General features: G+C 57.4%; 12 protein-coding genes. 3 read left to right on the forward strand and 9 right to left on the reverse strand.

Annotated features, from left to right (window positions below; all coding sequences use genetic code 11):
• Positions 1 to 72 precede the first annotated feature (72 nt).
• Positions 73 to 1152 carry a glycosyltransferase family 2 protein gene (locus G536_RS0106550; RefSeq protein ID WP_051166878.1) on the reverse strand — a complete coding sequence of 360 codons (1080 nt, stop codon included), beginning with the start codon at positions 1150 to 1152 and terminating at the stop codon, positions 73 to 75.
• On the reverse strand, positions 1142 to 1471 hold the full coding sequence (locus tag G536_RS0106555; RefSeq protein ID WP_022822788.1) for a YbaB/EbfC family nucleoid-associated protein: 330 nt from the start codon (positions 1469 to 1471) through the stop codon (positions 1142 to 1144). The genes G536_RS0106550 and G536_RS0106555 overlap by 11 nt, the downstream gene beginning before the upstream one ends.
• Before the next feature lie 330 nt (positions 1472 to 1801).
• On the opposite strand from G536_RS0106555, the gene G536_RS0106560 reads away from it, so the two are divergent.
• Positions 1802 to 3034 (forward strand): isocitrate dehydrogenase (NADP(+)), encoded by a 1233-nt coding sequence (locus tag G536_RS0106560; protein WP_026879905.1) that lies wholly within the window; start codon positions 1802 to 1804, stop codon positions 3032 to 3034.
• A gap of 92 nt (positions 3035 to 3126) precedes the next feature.
• On the opposite strand, the gene G536_RS30420 is transcribed toward G536_RS0106560, so the two are convergent.
• From G536_RS30420 to hutH, 3 genes are all read right to left on the reverse strand, one after another.
• On the reverse strand, positions 3127 to 5538 hold the full coding sequence (locus G536_RS30420; RefSeq protein WP_157530458.1) for an ATP-binding protein: 2412 nt from the start codon (positions 5536 to 5538) through the stop codon (positions 3127 to 3129).
• A 249-nt stretch (positions 5539 to 5787) separates the two neighbouring features.
• The gene (locus G536_RS0106570; protein ID WP_084708510.1) at positions 5788 to 7746 is read right to left on the reverse strand and encodes a T9SS type B sorting domain-containing protein; all 1959 of its coding nucleotides are present in this window, start codon (positions 7744 to 7746) and stop codon (positions 5788 to 5790) included.
• A gap of 126 nt (positions 7747 to 7872) precedes the next feature.
• Positions 7873 to 9369 (reverse strand): histidine ammonia-lyase, encoded by a 1497-nt coding sequence (gene hutH, locus G536_RS0106575; RefSeq protein ID WP_051166908.1) that lies wholly within the window; start codon positions 9367 to 9369, stop codon positions 7873 to 7875.
• Between the two features lie 399 nt (positions 9370 to 9768).
• On the opposite strand from hutH, the gene G536_RS0106580 reads away from it, so the two are divergent.
• Positions 9769 to 11424 (forward strand): T9SS type A sorting domain-containing protein, encoded by a 1656-nt coding sequence (locus tag G536_RS0106580; RefSeq protein WP_022822793.1) that lies wholly within the window; start codon positions 9769 to 9771, stop codon positions 11422 to 11424.
• Positions 11425 to 11499: 75 nt separating this feature from the next.
• Here G536_RS0106580 and hisS read toward each other — a convergent pair whose 3' ends face one another.
• From hisS to G536_RS0106600, 4 genes are all read right to left on the reverse strand, one after another.
• On the reverse strand, positions 11500 to 12924 hold the full coding sequence (gene hisS / locus G536_RS0106585; protein ID WP_022822794.1) for a histidine--tRNA ligase: 1425 nt from the start codon (positions 12922 to 12924) through the stop codon (positions 11500 to 11502).
• Positions 12925 to 12999: 75 nt separating this feature from the next.
• Positions 13000 to 13350 carry an STAS domain-containing protein gene (locus tag G536_RS0106590; protein ID WP_022822795.1) on the reverse strand — a complete coding sequence of 117 codons (351 nt, stop codon included), beginning with the start codon at positions 13348 to 13350 and terminating at the stop codon, positions 13000 to 13002.
• Between the two features lie 414 nt (positions 13351 to 13764).
• Positions 13765 to 14145, reverse strand: coding sequence for a hypothetical protein (locus G536_RS0106595; RefSeq protein ID WP_022822796.1), 381 nt, complete (start codon positions 14143 to 14145; stop codon positions 13765 to 13767).
• Between the two features lie 478 nt (positions 14146 to 14623).
• Complete coding sequence (locus G536_RS0106600) at positions 14624 to 17143, reverse strand: TonB-dependent receptor (protein WP_084708512.1); 2520 nt, start codon at positions 17141 to 17143, stop codon at positions 14624 to 14626.
• A gap of 1273 nt (positions 17144 to 18416) precedes the next feature.
• Here G536_RS0106600 and G536_RS0106610 point away from each other — a divergent pair.
• Positions 18417 to 19967 carry a family 43 glycosylhydrolase gene (locus G536_RS0106610; protein ID WP_169515052.1) on the forward strand — a complete coding sequence of 517 codons (1551 nt, stop codon included), beginning with the start codon at positions 18417 to 18419 and terminating at the stop codon, positions 19965 to 19967.
• Positions 19968 to 20270 lie beyond the last annotated feature (303 nt).

Here is a 20270-nt window from a genome sequence, read left to right on the forward strand (position 1 = left end):
CCTGCTCTTTTCGGGGCAGGCTTTTTTTTGCTGTTTTCGGTGGGTGTATTTCTTGTAGAAGTTGGCAGTGAGCTAACGTAAAAGAGTAGCCTTTAAATCTGAGAATTTGCGCTGCCCTTTCGCAAAATAGGCCCACACGAGGCTGCCTTGGTACACGCCGGGCCGCTCAGATGCCAGCAAGCGAGGTGGGTGCTGTTGTCGCACTTGCTTCCAGTAGGAGAGGCCCCGGTAAAAATCAAGGTGTGCCCGCAAAATAGCTTTGGTATCGGCGGTTTCGCCTTGTAGCAGTAGGCGCAGGGCGGCCACCCAATCCAGCACGAGGCGCACGCCCATAGCGCCCGGCAGTTCCGGCGCGGCAGTGTTTTTGTACACCAGTGCCAACCCGTTGCGGAAATTGAGGTAGGTTTTGCGAGGATTGGACTTGTGCAGCGTGCCACCTCCCACGTGGTACACCGTGCTGCCGCCGTGGTACCATATTTCGTGGCCCGCGTTCCAGAGCCGCCAGCACAGGTCTATTTCCTCCATGTGGGCGAAAAAGCGCGTTTCCAGGCCGCCCAACGTATGCCAAGCTTCAGCGCGCACCAGCAAGCATGCGCCAGTCGCCCAGGCCACTGGCCGCGGGTCGTCGTACTGGCCGTGGTCCGCTTCGATAGTGTCGAAGAGCCGGCCCCGGCAAAAAGGATACCCCAGCCGGTCAAGGTAACCGCCACCCGCCCCTGCGTACTCGAACAGCTCTCGCTGTGCCGGATCGGAGCTATACTGGCGGATTTTGGGCTGCACGGCGGCTACCTTGGGGCGTTCCTCTAGTAATTGCCGCAACGGTAACAGCCAGCCCGATGTCACTTCCACGTCGGAGTTCAGCAACACGTAGTAGCGAAACCGAGCTGTCAATTGCTTCAAGCCTTGGTTATAGCCTTCACAGAAACCTAGGTTGGTGGCGTGCCTAATTACTTCTACCGCCGGAAACTCTGCCGCCAGCAGTGCTAGCGACTCGTCGGTGGAAGCATTGTCTGTTACCACTACCTGCGCTCCGTTGGAGTGAGCCACTACAGCGGGCAGGAACTGGCGCAGGAACAATGCTCCGTTCCAGTTCAAAAGAACGACGGCTACATCGGCGCAGGAAGCAGGGGACGAAGCTGAATCAGAGGCCAAAACCGCCAAGGTCGAGGCCGGGAATATTGGGAATCAGGCCGCTGGTTTTGCTTTTCAACTCCTCCTTGGCTTTCTCGCCCGCTTCGGTCAGCGCCTTGTTCACGGCGGCTACCACTAGGTCCGACAGCATCTCCTGGTCCGAGAGCAACGACTCGTCGATTTCCAGCTTCACGAGGCGGTGCTGGCCGTTGGCCGTGGCCCGCACCAGCCCACCGCCCGCTTCGCCGGTAGCCGTTACAAACTGCATTTCCTGCTGGGCTTTCTGCATTTTCTCTTGCAGTTCCTTCATCTTGCCCATCATTCCCATCATGTCAAACATAAGCTGAAAAGTGCTCTAGGAGCGTTTAAACGAGTTTCAAAATTGAGTAGTGCCGAGCAGTATAAGCCGTTGGTGGTGATAGCGCAACAGCGGTTCGGCCTACCTTACCTACGTAAAGCCGGCGGCGGCTTCATTGTTCGCGCCGGCAGGGCCGCGCAAGAAGCAAAATTAGGGCACGTAGTACAATCCTGCGGAAAAAGTGCCGTAAATCAACAAAACTCGCTTAACATTGGCGCCGGAAACAGCCCCGGCCTGTTGTCCGAAAACCCACTATATGCGGCAACGCGTAGTGGGCCTGATGCACACAACCGCTATAACCCCCAAGCAGTAATGGTAAAAATTAAAGTAGCAAACCCCGTAGTAGAACTGGATGGCGACGAAATGACGCGCATCATCTGGAAGTTCATCAAAGACAAGCTCATCACCCCGTACTTGGAGCTCGACATCAAGTATTACGACTTGGGCATCGAGTACCGCGACGAAACCAACGACCAAGTAACCATCGACGCCGCCAACGCCATCAAGCAGTATGGCGTGGGTATCAAGTGCGCCACCATCACGCCTGACGAGGAGCGCGTGCAGGAGTTTGGCCTCAAGCAGATGTGGAAGTCGCCAAACGGTACCATCCGTAACATCTTGGACGGCACCGTGTTCCGTGAGCCGATTGTGATGAGCAACGTGCCCCGCCTGGTACCCAACTGGACGGCCCCTATCTGCATCGGCCGTCACGCTTTCGGTGACCAGTACCGCGCCACCGACTTTTTGACCAAAGGCAAAGGCAAGCTGAAAATCACCTTCACGCCTGAAGATGGCGGCGAAGAGCAGTCGTTTGAGGTATTCAACTTCAAGAGCGACGGCGTGGCCTTGGCCATGTACAACACCGACGAGTCGATTCGGGGGTTTGCACACGCCTGCTTCAACCAGGCCCTGATGAAAGGCTGGCCGCTGTACCTGAGCACCAAGAACACCATCCTGAAAAAGTACGATGGCCGCTTCAAGGATATCTTCCAGGAGATTTACGAGCAGGATTACGTTGAGAAGTTCAAAGCCGCCGGCATCACCTACGAGCACCGTCTGATTGACGACATGGTGGCCTCGGCACTGAAATGGAACGGCAACTTCGTGTGGGCCTGCAAAAACTACGACGGCGACGTGCAGAGCGACACGGTAGCTCAGGGCTTTGGCTCGTTGGGCCTCATGACCTCCACGCTGGTGACGCCCGACGGCAAAACCATGGAGGCTGAGGCTGCCCACGGCACCGTAACGCGCCATTACCGCGACCATCAGAAAGGCAAGCCAACGTCTACCAATCCCATTGCTTCCATCTTTGCCTGGACCCGTGGCTTGGAATTCCGCGGTGTTCTGGACGGCAACCAAGAGCTGATTGACTTTTGCAAAGCGCTAGAAGAAGTGTGCGTGGAAACCGTAGAAAGCGGCAAAATGACCAAGGATTTGGCCGTCTGCATTCACGGCAATAAAGTGGAGCACGGCCGCGACTACCTCTACACCGAGGAGTTCCTGGAAGCGCTTGACGAAAACCTGAAAGCCAAGCTGGGCAAATAGTAATCTGCCAAGCTCCGGACTTAACCAAGCCCCGTCCCTGTATCAGGGGGCGGGGCTTTTTTTTGCGTTTGTTAGGTTTCGGCGGCGCTGCTCTACGCTGTTGGGCTTTGCGAAGCGCTTTTTCGGCGGTTGATTACCTGGAGTATAGTTCGGTAGAGGTCTGCTTCCTCGAAGGGCTTATTGACGCAGGCATCCATACCGGCGGCCAGGTAGCTGATCTGGTCGGCTTCGAAGGCGTTGGCTGTCAAGGCAATAAGGGGAAGTTGTGCATGGGCAGGGTTGGGGTGCTGGCGCAGGGCCAGCGTGACTTCCACGCCGCTCAGGCCTGGCATCCGGATATCAAGCAAGGCGGCATCGTAGGGGGCAGTAGTGAGGGCGGCTAAGGCGTCGGTGCCGTTGCTCACGGCTTCTACCACTACCCCCCAGTGTTCTAGCACCACCGTAGCAATCCACTGATTCACAGAGTTATCCTCAGCCAGTAGCACCCGCAAGCCTCGCAACTCTTCGTAGTCAGGCTCAGCTGGCGGGGAGGTGGTTTCGGGTAGTAGCGCGTCGGGGGCTAAGGGGAGCGTTAGGTTGAACGAAAAGGTGGTTCCCTGGCCAAGTTCGCTGCACACGCGCAGCATTCCGCCCATTTGGCTTACAAGCTGCTCGCTGATAGACAAGCCCAGGCCCGTCCCACTAGAGTTAGTATCGGGGGCAACCTGAGTGAAGGCCTCGAATATTTTCTCTTGCTCGGCCGCTGCAATACCAGGGCCGGTATCCTGCACCCAAAACCGAAGCGTAAGGTCGGTGGCGGTTTGGCTGATTACCGTGGCGCCCAGCCACACGGCGCCACGTTCTGTAAACTTGAGGGCGTTTCCCAGCAGGTTCAGTAGCACCTGTTGCAGCCGGTAAGCGTCGCCAACTACCCGTGGAGAGGTGGTAGGTGATTCCACGGTGAGGAGCAGTTCTTTCTGAGTAGCCAGCGCAGCCACAGTTTTCTCAGCTTCCTGCAACGTGCAATTCAAATTGAAGGCCGCACGGGTGAGCTGCGGGGGATGGGTGGTTATTTTGGCCAAGTCGAGCACATCATTTACCAACGCCAATAGGTGATGCCCCGCCTGTTGCATAGCCGCCAGATATTCTTGCTGCAAAGGAGCCAGCGGAGTTTTTTCCAAGAGCTGCGCCATACCTAGCACCCCGTTCAGAGGTGTGCGGATTTCGTGGCTCATGCGGGAAAGAAAGGCCTCTTTGGCTCGTGCATTTTCTTCTGCTTGCTCCTGGGCCTGCATGAGGGCCGTCACGTCGGTGCTTACAATGAGCACATCAATGTGGCCGTTAGCCCGACGCAAGGGACGCATGTGCACTTGCAGGTAACAAATTTCATCGTCATGCATCGACAACGGCAGTTCCACAGTCAGGGGTAAGCCAGTAGCAATTACCTGCTGGCGCCAAGCTTTAATCTTAGTGAGCTGAGCTTTTACCTGTTCGCTCTTGTGGATGGAGTACATGTGCTGGCTTCGGGCCGCCAATGCTTCAAAAGCTGCGTTCCGAAACAACACGTTGTCGTTGGGGTCGGCTACGTATACCACATTGGGTAGCGTGTCCACAATAAGCCGAATAAAAGCCTCCTGTTCCTTTACTAGGGCCTCAATGTGGCGCTGCTGCTCTTCTGCCTGCCGGCGTGCCGTCAGGTCGATGCTCGACCCAACAAGCCGCTGAATACTGCCGTCGGGCTCTATAATAGGCCGCAACTGCCTTAAAATGAAGTGCTGCTGGCCTTCTTTATGAAATGTTTCTTCCCAGCTTACTTCTCGCCGCTCGCGCATGGCTTGCTCAAAGAAGTGCTGTCGGCGAGCCTCAATATCTGGCGGAACTTGTCGATAGGCACTGGCTTCGGCATTGGTTTTGCCGATTATCCAAGCCCGGATTATCGGGTCGGGTTCGGTTTGTGGGTTGATGAACAAGTAACGGAAGTTGTTGTCAATAACTGCTACCGCCATGGGTACCTGCTCAAGAATCGTTTCGTAGAAAAGCCGTTGCTCGGTGAGCTTCTGCTCGGCCTGCTGACGCGCGGTGATGTCGGTTAGATACAGCGTGGCATCCGCTGTATCGGGCAGGGCTATGGCGGTGAACAGATAGTGCCGCCCGGCCACCGTAAGCTCTTGCTGGTGTTGCTGGTTGGTGTGCAGGGCCTGATGCACCAGCGCAAGCATCCGGGCCCGAAAGTCGCCCTCTTCGCCATCGGTTTCCAAGGCCCGCAGCAGAGAGGCTGCCGTGGGGTTAGCATATAATACCTCGCCCGTCGCCGATAGCCGCACAATGGCGTTTGGGCTCTGCTGGGGAATGTGCGAGAGGGTCCGCAGTTCTACATCAAAAGTATGATCATCAGCAAGTTGCTGTTCAAGCGCCGCAATACGAGCTTGGGCCGCCACTAAAAGGGCTTCGGTTTCGCCTAGGGTACGGTTTCGGTTTCCGGCTTGGCGAACAGCTTCAGAATCAAGCGGCGAATCGATAGGCATGTAGCATAAAGAATTCAATAGATAGAAAAACCAGTTGCCCTGTATGAACGTGAACTGGTATAGAACCACGTGCTCCGTAGGGCACTAGTAGGCTGTTCTTGCCTTGACACAACAAGATAGTAGAATAGCAAGATAATAATTTAGAACGAGCAAGCAGAAGCATACGGTACTCGTATTCTTGCTCCGGATAGTCCGTGCTGCTTGTAAGCATCAGTAAGAAAGCGGCCTATCTATCAGGCTTGCGCCAGTCTACTTTAGAACCGTGACGGTGCCGTGTTGTACCACGATTTGGCCGGCATCATCCACCGCCTCGAAGCGCCAAACGAAGGCGCCGGGTACGGGAGCTTCGTTGCGGACGCGCCCGTCCCAGGTTTGGGTGCGGTTGGTGCCGCGGAATACTTCCTGCCCATTGCGGTCCACAATCACGAAGCGGAAGGTTTTCAGGAAGCGGCCCTTCACTTCTAGCACGTCGTTGAGGCCGTCGCCGTTGGGCGTAAAGGCGGTGGGCACGTAGATTTCGAGGCGGCGGGTGGCGGTGGCAACGTTGGAGTAGCTAGGGCCGGGGAGGCCGCCGCCGCGCACTTCCAAGCGGTAGCGTACCTGCTGCTCAGTATCAGAGGGCGTAAGGTCGAGGTAGGAGGTTCGGTTGCTGACCGATACGCTACGCACTACCGCGTTGCTTGCGTCGAGTACCAGCAGGCGGTAGCTGAGCGTGTCGGTGCTAGGCGCGCCGCGCAGCCCCGACCACGTCAGGCGCACCGACGAACCCCGACTGTCGGCTAGCTCGGCGGCTAGCACAGCGAGGCAGAAGGGCGCACTGTCGGCGGAGCGGTTGGCGCAGTCGTCCACGAAACGGGCTTGGTAGCAAGGGCCAGTGCCCGGTACAAAACGCGTGGTGGAGGAATCGGTGAAGGCACGGCTGGTGGTAGCAGCCAGAATGCGACCTTCGGTGAGGTAGGTAAGCTGGCCGGTGGCCGAGAAGCGAGCCACAGTGGCGGTTAGCTGCACGCGGTTACGCAAGTCGAAGGTGGCGAACAGGCGCGGAGTAGCCGGGGGTTGGGTGGCCGTAGCCCGCACCAGCGCCACATTGGAAACCGCCGAAACCCCGCCCGCATAGCGCGCTGTGAGTTGGTAGGTGTACTGCACTCCACACGCCACGGCCGTATCGGTGTACGCGCGGGCCGATGGCGCCAGCGGTGTGGCTAGTGGAGCATTGTCGCGAGTTAGCTCGTAGGAAATTGGGTTGTCGAGGAGCTGCCAGGTTAGTTCGTTGCGCCGTTCGGCGGGCGCGGCGGTCAGCGTCAGGTTTGGCACGGCGGCGGAAGGTGAGAAGGCGTTGCCGCATACATCAGTAGCGCGCAACCGATAGCGGCCGGGCGCAGTGCTAGGCACCGTGAAGGAGGTCGTACTGTTCTGCACGGCCCCTGGTACGGTTTGGTACACGTTGCTGGCATCGGCGCGCTCTACGGTGTAGCGGTAGCCGGCCGTCAGCGGGGCCACGTCAAGCTGCGTACTGGTGCCGTTGCGAATTACCCGTTGAATAGCCAGTGGACCGAGTGGTGCCAACTGTGTCAGGGGCTGCGTGGCCGAGTTGGTGCACAAGGAGTTGTCGTTGTAGCGCCCGGTTACCGTCACGGAAGTAGCCCCGGTAGGTACTGGATACGTTACTACCTGGCCGGAAGCTGCCGAAACCGGCGCACCCGTACCAATCTGTACTGTGTAGCTGTCGTAGGGGGCGCTGGGCAAGGTCACCTGCACCGAGCCCGGCGCACAAGCTGCCAGCGTGAAAGCCGGTGCCGGACTGTCGTACACCTGAAACGTGATGAAGTAGATGGTAGGTAGTGCAGGAGGCCGGGCCTGCGTATTCTCAGTTACCGTAACAAAGCCGGCGGCGGTAGGGGTGTATCTAACGGAAGGAGGCTGAAAGTTGCCACCGCATGGGTTGGGAAGCGTGGCACTCCCTGATACTACTTGGTAAGTGTTTTGTAATGAAGCATCCCGGCCAGTGCAGTATTCAAACCGCACTGGCCGGCCTACGCACATTTTTGTTACGGGGGTACCCGTAGCATCATCAATGGCCCGGAAGGTACAAGCGGGTGGATTAGCGGTAGGAACACACGCCTGCGCCTGCGCCTGCGCCTGCCGGTTGCTCGCCAGCAACATTCCAAAAATCACTAGTAACCAGGAGAGTAACGTTTTTGCAGGCATGTATATGATGGCAAGCGGATGCGAAAGGGTGATGAGTGACAACGCAGGCGGGTTGCGTTGTCCTAACGAAGCAGTGAAGGCAATTCGCACACAAGCGGCTGATTACTGCTTCGTTCAACTGCCAAGTTACATCCAATCGTAGCTGCGTACAAAAGCGGCTGCCGCTTGCAAGTCGGGATACAACACCCGGTCCCGGCTCACGAAGCTCACTTTCTCGCGGAAGGCCGCTACTACTTGCTCTAGCTGCGGAGAGGTTTGCGTAGGCCGCCGGAACGCCAGCGCTTGCACTGCATTCAGCAGCTCAATGCCCAGAATCTGTTCCACATTTTCCACCACGCGCAATACCTTGGTGGCCGCGTTGGCGCCCATACTCACGTGGTCTTCCTGTCCGTTGCTACTCACTAGGCTATCCACCGAGGCCGGCGTGCACAACTGCTTGTTCTGGCTGACGATGCCGGCGGCCGTGTACTGCGGAATCATAAAGCCGGAATTTAGCCCCGGTTCGGCTACCAGAAACGGCGGCAGCCCCCGCTGCCCACCAATGAGCTGAGTAGTGCGCTGCTGCGAGATGCTCCCAATTTCGGCAGTAGCAATAGCCAGCATGTCCAGGGCCAGCGCCAGCGGTTGCCCGTGAAAGTTGCCTCCGCTCAGAATCAGGTCGTCATCGGGGAAGATGTTGGGGTTGTCGGTTACGGCGTTGCACTCGGTTTCCACGGTTTGGACCACGTAGGCCACGGCGTCGCGGGAGGCGCCGTGCACCTGGGGCATGCAACGGAACGAGTAGGGGTCCTGTACGGCGGTTTTGGGTTGTTGCTGCAACTCGCTGCCCGCCAGCAACGTGCGCAGCCGTTCGGCTACCCACAGCTGCCCGGCATGGGGCCGAATGCGGTGCAGCCGCTCGTCAAACGGCTCGGTGCGCCCATCAAACGCCTCCAACGACAGCGCCCCGATGACGTCGGCGGCATCTAGGAGTTGCTGCACCCGCAGCAGGCAATGTACCCCGTAGGCCAGCATGAACTGGGTGCCGTTGAGCAGCGCCAACCCTTCCTTCGCCTCCAGCGTGAGTGGGGCCCAACTAAATAAGCTTAACGCATCGGCGGCGGCCAGGCGGTAGCCTTGGTAGTTCACCTCGCCCAGCCCCAGCAGCGGCAAGCACAGATGCGCCAGCGGCGCTAGGTCGCCGCTGGCCCCCAACGAGCCCTGCTGGTATACCACCGGTAGCATTTCACGGTTGAACATATCCAGCAGGCGCTGCACGGTAGCGGGCTGCACGCCGCTGTGGCCATAACTCAGGCTTTGGGCCTTGAGCAGCAACATCAGCCGTACCAACTCCGATGGTACCTCCGCGCCCGTGCCGCAGGCGTGCGACATCATCAGGTTCATTTGCAGCTGGCCGCGGTCCTGAGGCGAAATGCTGGTATCACACAGCGCTCCAAAGCCGGTATTGATGCCGTACACCGGCGCGTCGGAGTGAATTAGCCGTTCGTGAAGGTACTGGTGGCAGTGCTCGACGCGCTGGCGGGCTTCGGCGCTGAGTACTATGCGGGGGCTTTCTTGCAGCAGTTTCCGTAGGGTGGTCAAACTGAGCGGGATGGAGGGGGTGAGGGCGAAATCGTCGGACATGGGAGGGGTGGCAAGGCGGCGGGTGGGGCCGGGGTGAAGCGCCAAATTTGCCATTTTTTCCGGAAGCAATGCTTTGCCAGCTCATGCCTCACGCAAGCCGCTCAGTTGTTGATTGCGCCCGCCTTGTAAGGAAATCCTGATGGCTAGAAAAACTGTTGAGGGCGGCTTCCAATCTACTGTACTACCCAAATCAGGTATCTGGATAAGGAAGAGGGGGCGGCAGCATCTTCTAAAACTCAACTGGCATCAACCACGACGAAAAACAATATAAATAATATATAGTAAATTGTATATTTATTCTGATTTACGGCTTGCTTGCCGGGACGTCTTACTCCAACCTTTACTGCTATGAAGTTCAGGATTTTGCTTTTTCAAGCTTTACAGCCTAGATGCTATACGTTGTTGCTGCTTCTGTTGCTGGCGAGTCCGGTGTGGGCACAGTTTTCCACGGTGACGTCCCAAACCCAATTTGTGTGCAACGCCGCTAACACCCAGCAAGGGGTGCAGGCTTTTGCCGATGGTACCGGCGGCTCCTATGTGCTCTGGATTGACAAGCGCAACGGCAGTAACACCGGCGCAGGCACCGGCATTTATACTCAGCATCTGAACGCGGCTGGTGTGCCCCTGCTGACGGCCAATGGCCTGCGCCTGTTCCAAAGTCAGGGCCGCGACATCTTCGGAATGCAAGCCATTCCCTGGAACGGCGGGATGCTGGTAGCCTGGGTACAAGGGGCTTTTGGGGTGGGTGGTGACACGGTGCGCTGCCAGTACTACAACACCGGCGGGGTAGCACAATGGGCCCAACCCACGCTGATTGCGGCCCGTGTATTGCCCGGCATTATTTACGAAAGTGAGCAAGGCCTTAACATTATTCCCACTAGCACCGGCGCCACTATTACGCATGCGCTGGCTCTAAATGGAGGCAGTGCCCGCTTCACCTTCAATCAGATAAATACGGCTGGGGTGCGTACGTATCCCAACAACGACCGGCAGGTGCAGGTACTGCCCCCGAGTGGCTTCGCGCTGGACTACTACCACACCGTGGCCGACAGGGCCGACGGTTTCTACCTGGTAGCCAGTTCCGGGGGGCTGGGGGCGGAGATATACGCCCAGCATTTCAGCGCAGCGGGCGTGGCTACCTGGGCGAGCTATACCATCGTGTCGGGGGGCGGGCCCTCAGGCCGGGGCTCCGACTGGCAGCTACTCACCGACCCGGCCAATAACCTCTATGTGGCGTGGACCTCGAACGGCGGCGACCCGCTGGTATCGAAAGTGCTACCCAGCGGGACCCTCGGCTGGGCTGCTCCCGGCTACGTAAACCTGTGCACCTTCGCCTCGCGCCAAACCAATCCGCACGCTCTCTGGCATAACAATGCCCTCTGGATGATATGGGAAGACACGCGGGTGGGCACGGGCAACTTCGACTATGGGTGCTACGCCCAGAAAATTGACGCCGCTGGTACCCTCGCCTGGACCCCCGACGGCGTGCCTGTCTACGCATTGTCGGCTGGGGCTCCGCGGCCTAAAATAGCGCCTTCTGACAATGGCTCGGTGATGGCCTTCTACACCACCGATACCAACGGTGCCAACTTTCGCGCCCAAAAGCTCCTGCCGACCGGCAGCGTCGCCTTCGCCGCGCCTGGTGTAATTCTGCACTCAGTGGCCGATAACCGGCCATACGAACTTGACTATGTACCCGTGGGCCAGCCTAACGGTTCAATACAGGTATACTGGTCGTCGCCGGGAGCTGCGCCCACGGGCCGCGACATCTGCACTGGCCGCATGCAAAACTCCGGCACGCTGCTCAGTGCTGAGCGTGCCGCCGAAACCCTGGGCTTTGCTGTGTATCCCAATCCCGCCACGAGCGAGCTGAAGCTGCGACTACGCCACGAAACTCAGCCGATTGGCTTACGCCTGTTTGATGCCCAGGGCCGGCTGGTCCGCACCTTCACCGAGGCATCGAGGCTCTCGGTGCGTGGGCTGCCGACTGGGCTGTACACACTGCGCGCTACCGTGGCCGGGCAGGAGGTGAGCCGCCGGGTGGTGGTTGAATAGTAGGGGATAGATTGGCCCTCATCCGCCATTCGCTCCGGTTCTAGGCACGAATAGCGGATGCGGGGCCTGGTTCTGTTATACGGCCAGCTCGGTCAGTACCTGTTCCAATGACAGCACCCGTTCCTCGCCGGTGCTGAGCGTTTTCAGCTTGAACTGACCGGCGGCGCGTTCTTCGGAGCCTTGCAGCAACACAAACGGAATGCCCTTAGCGTCGGCGTACTTGAACTGCCGGGCGAGCTTGCCGGGCTCCGGGTACAACTCACTGGCCACGCCGGCTTCACGCAACTGGCGTAGCACCGGCAGCACGGCCCGCTCGGCATCGGCATCAAAATTGGCGACCAGGCAACGGGTGGTGGTGGCCACGGCCGCTGGGAATAGGTTCAATTCTTCCAGGCAGTCGTAGAGCCGGTCCACGCCGAACGAGAAGCCCACGCCCGATACGCCCGGCAGCCCAAACGCGCCCGTGAGGTTATCGTAGCGGCCACCGCCGCTCACGCTACCCATGTTTACGTTATTAATCTTGATTTCAAAGATGCAACCAGTGTAGTAGCTCAGGCCGCGGGCCAGCGTCACGTCGAAATCGAGGTGGTCGAACTGCGCGAAGCCAAACTCCTGGAGGTACTCCTGCACCCGGCGCAAGTCTTGCAGGCCTTTGTAGCCGTCGGCAGTGGCGTTATCGGCATCCACGCCGGCTGTCACGAAGCCGGCCAGCAGGCGCTCCAGCTTCTCCTCGAAACTGCCTTCTACGCCCAACAGCGCAAACAGCTTGTCGGTGGCATCCACGGAGAAGCCCCGCTCGGCCAGCTCTTTCTCCACGCCCTCGCGCCCAATTTTATCGAGCTTGTCGATGGCCGTGAACAGGTCGGTTTCGGTGCCTTCGCCGCCCAAGGCCTGGTAGATGGCACCCAGCACGCGGCGGTGGTTGATTTTGATGGTGAAATCGGTCAGGCCAATGCCGTTGAGTACCTCGCACATCATCAGCACGATTTCGGCCTCACAAAGCAATGAATCGGTGCCTACTACGTCGGCGTCACACTGGTAGAACTCGCGGTAACGGCCACGCTGGGGTCGGTCGGCGCGCCATACCGGCTGAATCTGGTAGCGCTTGAACGGGAAGGTAAGCGTGCCACGGTTCATTACCACGTAGCGCGCAAACGGCACGGTCAGGTCGTAGCGTAGGCCTTTTTCGGCAATCTTGGGCAACACGGCGCGGGGGCCCGCCTGCAAGTCGTCGGGCGTTACCTGGTCTTTGATAACGTCGCCCTTCTGCTTTTTCAGAAAGTTGCCGGAGTTCAGTACTTTAAACAGCAGCTGGTCGCCTTCCTCGCCGTATTTGCCAGTCAGCACCGACAGATTTTCAATTGTAGGAGTTTCGAGCGGCGCGTAACCGAATTTCTCGAAGGTGCGGCGGATAACACCGAAGATATAGTTGCGGCGGGCTACTACGGCCGGGCCAAAGTCGCGGGTGCCTTGTGGAATGCTAGGTTTTGGGGCGCTCATCGGGAACAGTGCAGAATGATGCCGCGAAGGTACAACGGCCCGCCCGTACGTCGTTGCGGCCAGTGCAAGTCCAGCTTAGTACGAAAGTTTTATTTCGTCCACAGCTTCCAGCAACGACGATACCAGTAGGGGTTGCGAGGCAGGGTCAAGGTCGAGGAAGTGGTAGCGGACCGGGTTGGGAACGTGTGACAGTACCAACCGGCGGCCTTGGGCCCGTAGTATGAAGGAGTACGCCAGTAGCAACTCCACGGCCTCATCGGAGAGGCGTTCCACGAGGCTGCAATCAATCATTACCGCTTGTTTTTCGCTACGGGTGGCCCGGTGCAGGGCACGGCTGAGCTTTACTTCGCCGTGCGGGTTGGCAATTTCAGGAGAGAGAATCAGTAAGTACCCATCGGGCAGCACTTCTCTAAATACATCAAGCATAAATGGGGTGGAACGTACAGTAAGAGTCACGCAAAACCTATCTATTTATTAGCCAGCAAGTGACAACTCCGGCTAATAGCCATTGTTGTGAGCAACAGCAAGGACTTTACCGGGGTAGAATAGGTTTGGTTGCTCTATTAGCGCATGTTCTAATAGGATTTATACTTTTTGTTGACGCAGGATAATTTGGATTTTCACTGTATTATAAAAGGAATATAATTTGTTGGTTATGTGCTAGCGACGAGCTTGGTCAACGGTGAGAGCGACGCCTAGGTAATCTATTTCTAATGACCGAAGAGGACGCATAAGCCAAAGTGGTTATGCGTCCTCTTCCAGTAAAACAGACTAGCAGGTTTGGGGCTACTTACCGTAGCATTTGGGTGCTAGCAACTCAAAGTATCCTACACCTCGTGCTTAACGGGCTGCGTAGGCGCGTTGTACAACCCGGTTAGAGGCCATTAGCCGGGTTGACACCATAGAGTTGGCTTGTAGCCGCTGCACTTGCTGCAAGGTAGTGCCCAGCATACGGGCCATGCGGCGGTGTGAGCCTGCGTTTTTGCAAGGGTTAAGGCAAACACCATTCAGGCGTTCCTGATACAGCAATTCGTGCTGGTCGTTGAAGAAGCTCACCACGGTGTAGTCGCCGACGGTTTTGTCGGTTTCCAGCGTCCAATAGCCGGAAGTGGCTACCACGGGCTGCTCGCTGTACACTACTTTCTGAGCCATAGCCCCGGTAACGGAAGCAACTACGAACAGGCAGGCAACACTCAGGCGGGAAAACAGAGAAGATTTCATGATGCGTTATAAGTAAGAAGGTGAGAAACAGAAGAATGGAAAGGAAAAAACGAAAAGTTAAGGCAAGGCAGTAGCCAGTAGGCAAGCCGAAGGGCTACCAAAAAAGCGCAATTCAGAAAACGAAAAGAGAGATGGAAGGCCACACTAGGCGGCGGGTACTACGCTCCGCCCCGGCTGGGCGAAGAATCTTCGGTGGGCGGGTGGCCTGACTTCCCGAGTGGAAGTCGCCGCCTAGCGAAGCAGGAGCGGAACGCAAAGTGCTAGCTTCTTTGCGGGGGCAAAACTAGTGGATAGTGCAGAGCGGCGGGAGGCAGGGCAGCAGGCATAACGAAACAATAATTTCGGGGGGCGCTGCGGTGGCTTGATGCCTCAGGAGGTGAACAAGAAAGCTGGTTTCGGAAGTGAATACCGCCTTACCGGGGAGACGTTACAAAGACCAGTGGATTTATTTTCGGTTGCAGGTAAGTGCTTGATTTTCTTAGCCTCCGAAACCACCGCCACCGCCCTGAGGCTGGCTGTCAATCTTTTTGGGCGGCTTGTTGGAGCCCATGTACCACGAGAAGCCCAAGTAGCCCACCCGCGACTCCCACTTGTTATAGTAGCGGGCCTGAAAGTTGTTGCCGGCGGCATCGGTGGTGTACACGTTGGTGAGGTTGCGCTGGGTGTTGAACAAGTCACTGATGCGGAGCGTGAGGGCCGCCCGGTCGTTGAAGAGGCGCTGGCGCAAGGCCACATCCACCGAGCCCACTGGGGCCAGCCGTCCTTGTGTGGTGAGGGCCGCCGCGCGGTAATTGCCAGTCAGCTGCACATCCAGCTTAGGGGTAGGCGTAAAGCTGTTCATCAGGCGGGCCGTGCCCGACACTGTGGTCCGGCTGGATTCGTTGCCGGTGGCGGCCGTTACGCTGCTCTGGAACAAGGAGCCGCTGGCCGCTACCCGCCACCACTTGTTAAGCTGCTGGTTCAACGACACCTCGCCCCCCAGGTTGGTGGCTTGCCCAAAGTTGTCGGCGTAGGTAGCCGTCACCACGGCGCCGTTGCCGTACAGTCGGGTAGCGGTGGTGTCCACCCGCACCAGCCGCTGGATGGCATTGGTGGTTTGGCGGTAGAACAGCGTGGAGCTGACCGTGGCCTTGCCTACCGTTACCTGGTGGCCCAGCTCGAAGGCATTGATATACTCGGGCCGGAGCGTAGGGTCGCCGATGCGGTAGCTACGCTGGTCTTGGTAGAGCGGGAAAGCCAGCAGCTGCATGAAACCGGGGCGGTTGAGGCGGCGTGAGTAGCTAAGCTGCACGCGCTGATCGGCAGTAGGCAGCGTTTTTACCAGCGTGGCCGAAGGGAACAGGTTCAGGTAGTTAAGCTTGAATTTGCCGGTGCCGCCGTCTACTTGGCCGCTGGTGTTGGTGTACTCGGCCCGCAAGCCGCCTTGCACGCGCCACTTGCCTAGTTCGTGCTGGGCGGTGGCGTAGCCTGCCTGAGTGTACTCGCGGAAGTTGTAGGCATACGACCGGTCCACTTGGCGCTCGAAGTTGGGGCCGTCGGCGTTTTGGCGCAGGAAGTCGTCGGTGCCGTCGTTTAGCATCAGCTGGCCTTTCAGCCCGGCTTCCAGGCGGCTTTTCTCACCCAGCGGATGTACGTAGTCGGTTTGGTAGGAAGCAGCGTTCAAATCAACTTGCAGGTCCTGTTTCCACTCCAGCAGGTCGGCGGTGCCTTCGGTGTTGCGTTGCCCAATCACCACGTTGGCGTCCAGGTTGGTGTAGGCCACACTGGTAGTCCACTCGCGGCCTTTGTGGGCTTCCCAAGTGCGGCGGTAATCCACCGAGCCTTCGGTGTTCATCACATTCTCGCGCACCTGAAACGTGCTGCCAATGCGGGTGGTACCGTCGGGGGCCGTGAGCGTAGCCAGCTGCGTACCCGAGTTTAGGCCGTTGTTTTTGTTGGGTTCTACGGTCACCGTCAGGCTTTGCTCGGGCGAAATGGTGTAGTCGAAGCCTAAGCGGGCCGAGTGCGAAACACTGTGGCGCTGGTTTGTGCCGTCTTGCAGAAGGCGCAGCTCCCGGCCTTCCAGCAGGGTAGTTTGCTGGGTGTTCATGCGGCTGCGGTACCGGTCGTCGCGGAAGTCATACGAGCCAAACCAGTTCATTTTGCCGGCGCGCCGGTTCAGGCTCAGGCTGGTGTTGTATTTGTCGCGGGTGCCTAGGTTGAGGGTGGCTTGCCCGTTCCAGCCGTCTTTTTTCTGCTTTTTCAGGATAATGTTGATGACCCCGCCGCTACCGGCCGCATCGTAGCGGGCCGATGGGTTGGTTACCACTTCCACCTTCTCAATGGCGCTGGCTGGTATCTGTTCCAAGCGGTTGCCGCCGGCGCCGCTGTTGGCGGCTTGGCTGGGTTTGCCATCAATCAGGATGGTGATGTTGCTGCTGCCACGCATGCTCACCGTACCATCGGGCGAGACGGCCACGGAGGGCACATTTTGCAGCACATTCACGGCCGTACCGCCCACGCTGCTCAAATCCTTCTCCACGTTGATAACCTTCTTATCGAGGCTTTCTTCCACGGCGGCCCGCTCACCCTGTACCGTTACGCCAGCCAGTTGGGTGGCGGTAGGCGCCAGCCGCAAAGCACCCAACCGCACCGTGCCAGCAGCGGCCGAAAGTGTAACAGCCTGCCGCAAAGGCTTGTAGCCGAGCACCGTAACCCGGAGCAGATATTGTCCGGCCGCTACCTTCGTCAGCTCAAACGCGCCATTTTCAGCGGTTTGGGCGCCGGCCACAAAGCTACTGTCGGCGTTGGCGTGCAACAGCACTACGCTGGCAAAGGAAAGCGGCTGGCCGGTTTTGCTGTCGAGCAAAGTGCCGGAAATGCTGCCGGCGGCTGTGCTCTTGGTAGCGCTTTGGGGCAGGGCGTTTTGAGCCTGCAAATCCAGCGACGATAAATAAAGTGTAGACGCGGTAAGGAGCCCCAGGCACCGGAGGGCCTGAGTGGTTGGAAAGGAAGTCATCGGGATAGGAGAGTTAGGTCAACACATCAGGCAAAGGGGTGCCGTTCCAGGCGGCCGCGGTTCCGCTGGGTGGCTATTTGCTAGAAATTCAGGTATAGAAAAGAAGGATGACGCTACCATAAAAGCAGCGCATCAAGCGGCCATAACACGGTGAGCAGCAAGCCGAAACCTAGGTTTCGTGCTGGGCTGTTCGGCAACCGGCCCGGCTGGCGCGGTGGTGTCTGGCATCGGCCGGGGCAACTCCCCGGTTGGGAGCAGCGGCGCGGCTGAGATTTTCTCTAGTTGATGTTCCAAAGGTAACAGAAGGTACTATGTAACGCAAGGTACCTTTGATAAATATTTATCTATAACTGGCTTTACATAGCAGTCGGTTAGACTTTTCATTGCACCAAATGGCTCTAGGTGGCTTATCAGCGCTTTTTATAGCACTCCTGTCCGGTAGATGAATTTGCTGCATTCTATATAAAGCTCTTGAAATGCTCCATCACTCGTTTAATAGTGGGCATATCAGGTAGATGGTAGCCGTTACTAAAGGGTTGCCTGAGCCGCAGAGTTGTTGGCCAGTTGAGTGCCTATGTCTGCTTTAACGACGGTCAGCACCCAGATAGTCCCATTCATTCGGCCAGAATTGTTGGCTTTTCACTTGCTGCTAGGCTTCATTCGTTTAGCGCTGCCTGCGGCTTTCCCTCTCGGCAGTTGGTGGGCAAGGGCAAATAAGCTCAGGCGTAATGCTTGAGGAGGATGTTTTTATAAGAAAAGTTATAATTTATATGAGTTGGTTGTCGATGTTGGAAAATAATTGGCTTGGATTGTGCTTCCTACTCAGAAAAGCCGCCCAAGTAGCGTTGTTTAGGCTATTGCAAGTAATTTTCTACCTTTGGATATCGGTAAAAGGGTGTTGGTAGATGGTGCTGGCGAGAAGGAGAAAGGATTCGTGTTTCTTGGAAAAAATCTAACTTTATTATGACTGCTTCAATCAGAGTTTCCCAGGAAGTTGACATCAACTGGAGTGCCTTCACAAGCATCAACGCCTACTTCGTTATGGCCAGCTCAAACGGAGTCTTTCTACTGACTTCCACGCTTGATACCGTTTGGGCACCAGCCATGGCTTGGGCTTAAGTAATTAGCAAACAACTGCCTGGCATAAGGAAATAGCTGCTTTAAGGGTGGCTTCCTTGCACAGCGGCTTACTACTTTTCTCTCACTCTTTGCTTTTTCTGTTGTGGTTCTTCAATCAGAAACATCAGTTCAGACTCTAGCTCCGGTGGCGGATTTGTCCGCAGATTGTGTGCCGGCTGCCACTACCAACACGGCCATTAGTACGGCCCCACCCGTGGCCACGGCTCCCGTTACCTCCTACGCCAACGTGGTACTGCCCGGCGACTTTCCCGACCCGACTATTGCCAAAATAGGGGATACGTATTGGGCCAGCGCCACTTCGGCGGAATGGGGCCCGGTTTTCCCACTGTTCAAGTCCACCAACCTGGTAGACTGGCAGTTGGTCAGCCACGTTTTCCCTACCAATGACTTGTTGCCGGAATGGACGGAAGCCAACTTCTGGGCGCCCGAGATTTTCCACGAAAACGACAAAACCTACGTCTATTACACCGCTCGTAAGAAAGGCGGCCCACTGGCCATCGGCGTAGCTTCGGCCGACGACCCGGCCGGCCCCTACACTGATCACGGCCCGCTGGTAGCCCAGCGCTACGGCTCCATCGACGGCTTCCCGATGCGCGACGAGCACGGCGACCTGTATCTGGTGTGGAAGGAAGACGGTAACGCGTACAAGAAGCCGACCCCCATTTGGGCGCAGCGCATCAACGCTAAGCATACCAAGCTGGTAGGCAAGAAGGTGGAACTGTTCCGCAACGATGCCCCTTGGGAAGGCTGCCTGGTAGAAGGTTCGGCCATCGTGCGGCACAACAACTACTTCTACATGTTTTATGCCGGCAACGGCTGCTGCGGCAAGTGCTGCACCTATGCTACCGGCGTAGCCCGTGCCGAAAGTTTGCTGGGTCCGTGGGAGAAGTGTCCCGAAAACCCGATTCTTAAGAAAAATACCACCTGGAAATGCCCAGGCCACGGTACGGTAGCCGAGTTTGAGGGCCGCTGGTTCCTGCTACACCACGCTTACCACGTGCAAAGCCACGAGTTTGTGGGCCGGCAGGGCATTCTGAGCGAGTTCACCTGGAACGAAGAAGGCTGGCCGGAATTTGAAAACAAAAGCCCCCAGGCCGCTCCGTTGCATGATGTGAGCATCCTCAACGTAGCCGACAACTTCGAGGGCAACTGCCTGGCTGGTACCTGGCAATGGCCCATCGGGCGCCAGCCGCAGGTAGGAGTGAGCGACGGGCAACTACTGCTCACCGCCAGCCCCGACGGCGTGGGCTCGTTGGTAGCGCAACGCACCTTCACGGCCACTTACAAAGTGACTACCGCGGTGGAAATGAACTCGTTGCCGCCCGCCACTTTCGCCGGACTCTCGGCCATTGGTGACCCCAACAACGCGCTGGCCCTGGTAGCTGGCGACGGTACGTTGCAAGTGTGGTCGGTGAAGGGCGGGCAGCACGAGTGCATTACGAAAGTGGATTTGCCTATCGGCAAAACCCTGAATCTGCGCCTCGAAGCTTGGGGTGGGCAGCGTTTCCGCTTCACCTATAACATGGATGGCAGCGCTTGGCAGCCAGTAGTGCTCGACAGCTTCGCGCTCAACGGGACCTACCTGCCGCCGTGGGACCGGGGCATCCGGGTGGGCCTGCTGGCTCAAGGACCCGCTTCTTCCACCGTGGCGTTCAACAGCTTTACCATTCGTAACCAGCGCTAAATAGCTGATTTATAAAGAGTAATTAGATTAGAATATAGGTGGCTTACTGATAGGCAAGAGCTTATTATTATAAGGCAGTTTATAGATTAGGTGATAAAGAGCCCGGCAGCGCAAGTTGCTGGGCTCTTTGCTTGCATAAGTGAACAACTTGCTTTTCACAGCCGAACACGTTGTCCATTTTCGAACAGATTACCGAGTAGTCGATAAACAAATATTGTATTTAAAATTATGATTTTCAATATTTTATAGATGTGGCACGGCCATTGGCTTACAGTAAGGGAATCCTATTCCTTCCTGTACGAA

The sequence above is a fragment of the Hymenobacter norwichensis DSM 15439 genome, from assembly GCF_000420705.1.
Taxonomy (GTDB): domain Bacteria; phylum Bacteroidota; class Bacteroidia; order Cytophagales; family Hymenobacteraceae; genus Hymenobacter; species Hymenobacter norwichensis.